This window comes from Streptomyces sp. NRRL B-24572 (assembly GCF_002156145.1).
In the GTDB taxonomy this organism is placed as follows: Bacteria; Actinomycetota; Actinomycetes; order Streptomycetales; family Streptomycetaceae; genus Streptomyces; species Streptomyces vietnamensis.
This window is the reverse complement of sequence record NZ_MWIG01000634.1, coordinates 1-4,089: the sequence shown is the minus strand read 5'-3', so window position 1 is coordinate 4,089 and position 4,089 is coordinate 1. Positions and strand designations below refer to the sequence as shown.

Below are 4,089 nucleotides of genomic sequence, written 5' to 3'. Positions count from 1 at the left end.
GCGGAGGCGCCGCTAGAGGGCACCGTCCCGTGTGCCCACCCTCCCCCAAGCTCTCGGCTTCGCTCGCACAGGGGGGACCCCCTTGCCCCCGCGGGACGATTGCCCACACGGCAGCGGGCGCGGGCCCACATGGCGATGGGCGCCGCCCGGCAAGGCGCGGGCCCGCAGCGGCGGGGGCGCCCAGCAGGGGTCCGTTGCCGCGCGCTCTAGCGCAGCGCGTCGGCGACCTCTCGCGCCGCGTCCACCACCCGCGGCCCCACCCGCTCCGGCACCGCGTCCGCGAGCATGACCACGCCGACGCTGCCCTCGACGCCCGTGACGCCGACCAGCGGCGCCGCGGCACCGCTCGCGCCGGCCTCCAGTTCGCCGTGGGTGAGGGTGAAGCCGGGTTCGGTCAGTCCGCCCTGGCGGGCGGCGAGGATCGCTCGGCCGGCAGCGCCCCGGTCGAGCGGGTGCCGGAAGCCGGCCCGGTAGGCGACGTGGTAGTCGGTCCAGGTCGGTTCGACGACCGCGACCGCGAGCGCCTCCGCCCCGTCGACGAGGGTCAGGTGGGCGGTCGCCCCTATGTCCTCGGCGAGCGAGCGCAGCGCGGGCAGCGCGGCCTCCCGTACCAGGGGGTGGACCTGTCGGCCGAGCCGTAGCACTCCGAGGCCGACGCGGGCGCGCCCGCCGAGGTCACGGCGGACCAGGGCGTGCTGCTCCAGCGTGGCGAGGAGCCGGTAGACCACGGTCCGGTTGACACCGAGTTTGTTGGACAACTCGGTGACCGTCAGGCCGTGGTCGGTATCGGCGAGCAGTTTGAGGACTCTGAGTCCCCGGTCGAGCGTCTGGGAGGTCTCCGCGGTCACGACGCCCTCTCCTTCGGAGTGTGTGGCGGCGGATCTCTCACGGAGTTGCGGCGCCGGTCCCGCGGCGACGCACGTCAGAGGCCGCCGGCAGGAAGGGGTACACCGGCTGCGCTCCGCGGCGGCGCTGCCACGGGGCGATTGCTTGTGAGCCGGGACAGTAGCGGCGAGCTCCGCTCAGCGGAAGACCTCGTCCAGAATCCGGGCGCCGACGACCGGAACGAGACGGTTCGGGACCTTCGTCGGTCGGACGAAGGACTTTGGCGGACAAGATCGGCTATGTCGTGCCCGTAGCGTGGAGGCGGCCGGAGGCCGACCGTGGGGGCCGACCTCCGGCCCCGTTCCGTCCGCACGGGACCGCCGGCCTCCGGACCCGATCCCGACCCCACGGAACGCCCGAGGCCCGTACGCGCTCCCGACCCCACGGAACGCCCGAGGCCCGTACGCGCTCCGGCGTACGGGCCTCGGTCAGAGCCGGACGGCAAGAGCCGGAACGGTTCACCGCATGCGCGTGGCCCACTCCTGGACCTTCTTGATCCGTTCGCGGATCTGTCCCGCCGTCGCCTCGGCGCTCGGCGGTCCGCCGCACACCCGGCGCAGCTCGGTGTGGATGACGCCGTGGGGCTTGCCGCTCTGGTGGACGTACGCACCGACCATCGTGTTGAGCTGCTTCCTCAGTTCGAGGAGCTCCTTGTGGGAAACGACGGGACGCCGCTCCGCCGGAAGCTCCAAGAGGTCCGCCTCGGTGTCCGGCCGCTTGCGGCTGTGCGCGATCTGCCGGGCCTGGCGCTTCTGGAGGAGCAGCTGGACCTGGTCGGGTTCGAGGAGGCCGGGGATGCCGAGGTAGTCCTGCTCCTCCTCGCTGCCGGGGTGGGCCTGCATGCCGAACTCGGCGCTGTTGTACAGCACGCGGTCGAAGACGGCGTCGGACTCCAGCGCCTCGAAGGGCAGCATGTCCTGCTCGCCGGTGTCCTCGTCCTGCTGGCGCTCGGCCTCGGCCATCTCCTTCTCGGACTCGGCGTACGGGTCCTCGTCCTCGCCCGCCTTCTTCGGCCGGTCGAGGACGTGGTCGCGTTCGACCTCCATCTCGTTGGCGAAACCGAGGAGGCTGGGGATCGTCGGAAGGAACACGGACGCGGTCTCACCGCGCCTGCGGGATCGCACGAAGCGGCCCACGGCCTGGGCGAAGAACAGCGGGGTCGAGATGGTGGTCGCGTACACGCCGACGGCGAGGCGGGGGACGTCGACGCCCTCGGACACCATGCGGACGGCGACCATCCAGCGGTCGTTGTTCTCACTGAACTCGTCGATGCGGTTCGAGGCGCCGGTGTCGTCGGAGAGGACGACGGTGGCCTTGGTGCCGGTGATCTCGCGGATCAGCTTGGCGTACGAGCGGGCCGAGTCCTGGTCGGAGGCGATGACGAGGCCGCCGGCGTCGGGGATGGACTTCCGGACCTCGGTGAGCCGCTGGTCGGCGGCGCGCAGGACGTTCGGCATCCAGTCGCCCTTGGCGTCCAGTGCGGTGCGCCAGGCCTGCGAGATCGCGTCCTTGGTCATCGGTTCGCCGAGGCGGGCGGCGATCTCGTCGCCGGCCTTGGTGCGCCAGCGCATGTTGCCGCTGTAGGAGAGGAAGATGACCGGCCGGACGACTCCGTCGCCGAGCGCGTTCCCGTAGCCGTAGGTGTAGTCGGCGGAGGACCGCCGGATCCCGTCGTTCCCCTCCTCGTACGTGACGAAGGGGATCGGGTTGGTGTCGGACCGGAAGGGCGTACCGGTCAGGGCGAGGCGCCGGGTGGCGGGCTCGAAGGCCTCCAGGCAGGCCTCGCCCCAGGACTTGGAGTCTCCGGCGTGGTGGATCTCGTCGAGGATGACGAGGGTCTTGCGCTGCTCGGAACGGTTGCGGTGGAGCATGGGCCGCACGCCGACACCGGCGTAGGTGATCGCTACCCCGTCGTACTCCTTGCTCAGCGGTCCTGCGCTGTAGTCGGGGTCCAGCTTGATGCCTATCCGCGCCGCCGCGGCCGCCCACTGCTTCTTGAGGTGCTCGGTGGGGGCGACGACGGTGACCTGCTGCACGACGTGGTGGTGCAGCAGCCATGAGGCGAGGGTCAGCGCGAAGGTGGTCTTGCCTGCGCCGGGCGTGGCGACCGCGAGGAAGTCGCGGGGCTGTTCCTGGATGTACTTCTCCATCGCGCCCTGCTGCCAGGCACGCAGCTTGCCGGCGGTACCCCAGGGGGCCCGTCCGGGGAAGGCGGGAGAAAGGTGATGGGAGGAGGTGGCGGTGGTAGTCACGATCTCCGGGTTCGACGCTCGTCACGAAATGACAGTCCAGATATGACAACCGGGCCACCTTACCGGCGGCCCGGTCGGAACGTCGTACGCAACGAGGGCGGGCGAGGCTGTGACCTCGCGCCGTGCGGCGAGCGTCACAGCCTCGGCTCAGCGCGCGAACCTCGGCAGCTGTGCAGCGATCTTGGGTACGTCGAGGGCGCCCTGGCAGACGTCCAGGACGAACGCCTCCGCTTCGTCGACGTCGAAGCCGGAGTCGAGCGGGTGTCCGTTCAGGTGCAGGAAGACCCAGGTCGCGTACCAGGCGATGCGCTTGTTCCCGTCCACGAGCCCGTGGTTGCGGGCCAGCGACTCCATGAGCGCCGCGGCCTTCTGCCAGATGTCGGGGTAGGCGTCCTGTCCGAACACGCTCGACTGCGGGCGCGCGAGGGCGGAGTCGAGGAGACCGTAGTCCCGCACCTCGTCCGCCCCGAGCCGCTCGGCGAGGTTCAGGAGCTCGGGGAGCGTGAGGTAGTACGTCACGCAAGCCTCCGGTTCAGCTCCTCGCTGGCCTTGAGCACATGCTCGGCCGCCTCGTCGAAGAGCCGGGAGTGCTCGTTGACGGCCCGGATCACGGCGTCGTGCGCGAAGGACTGCATGCTGCGCCCCTCCGCCTCGGCCCGCTCACGCAGTGCGTTCAGCTCTTCTTCGGTGAACCTGACGTTGAGAGCAGCCATGACGCCATGGTACCGCGCGGTACCACGTAGTGTCAGTGGCTTTTCGGGACCCTGGTCGTCACGGGCGCCGCATGCAGCCGGGTCGCGACCCAGCCGCCCACCGCCGCCACCCCCGCCATCGGCAGGAAGACCGCCGCGAAGGCGCCCGGGTGGGAGCCGGTGGACGCGCCGGCGTCCATCGCGTGGCCCACCGCGCCGCCGCCGAGGGCCGCGAAGGCCGCGCCGCCGGCGGCGAGCAG

Annotated in this window: 4 protein-coding genes and 1 pseudogene; all 5 read right to left on the bottom strand. The window is 71.4% G+C overall.

All coding sequences use genetic code 11. From position 1 onward, the window contains the following. Positions 1-206 precede the first annotated feature (206 nt). On the bottom strand, positions 207-848 hold the full coding sequence (locus tag CCN56_RS32155; protein WP_041129456.1) for an IclR family transcriptional regulator: 642 nt from the start codon (positions 846-848) through the stop codon (positions 207-209). 495 nt (positions 849-1,343) lie between these two features. Next, positions 1,344-3,140, bottom strand: coding sequence for a DEAD/DEAH box helicase (locus CCN56_RS32150; RefSeq protein WP_041129457.1), 1,797 nt, complete (start codon positions 3,138-3,140; stop codon positions 1,344-1,346). Between the two features lie 144 nt (positions 3,141-3,284). Beyond that, positions 3,285-3,656: a type II toxin-antitoxin system death-on-curing family toxin gene (locus CCN56_RS32145; RefSeq protein ID WP_086831412.1), complete on the bottom strand. Its 372-nt coding sequence runs from the start codon at positions 3,654-3,656 to the stop codon at positions 3,285-3,287. Then, a complete protein-coding gene (locus tag CCN56_RS32140; RefSeq protein WP_086831411.1) occupies positions 3,653-3,850 on the bottom strand; it encodes an Arc family DNA-binding protein in 198 nt (65 codons plus the stop codon). The genes CCN56_RS32145 and CCN56_RS32140 overlap by 4 nt, the downstream gene beginning before the upstream one ends. 32 nt (positions 3,851-3,882) lie before the next feature. After that, a pseudogene (locus CCN56_RS32135) lies at positions 3,883-4,089 on the bottom strand (hypothetical protein); the annotation flags it as partial.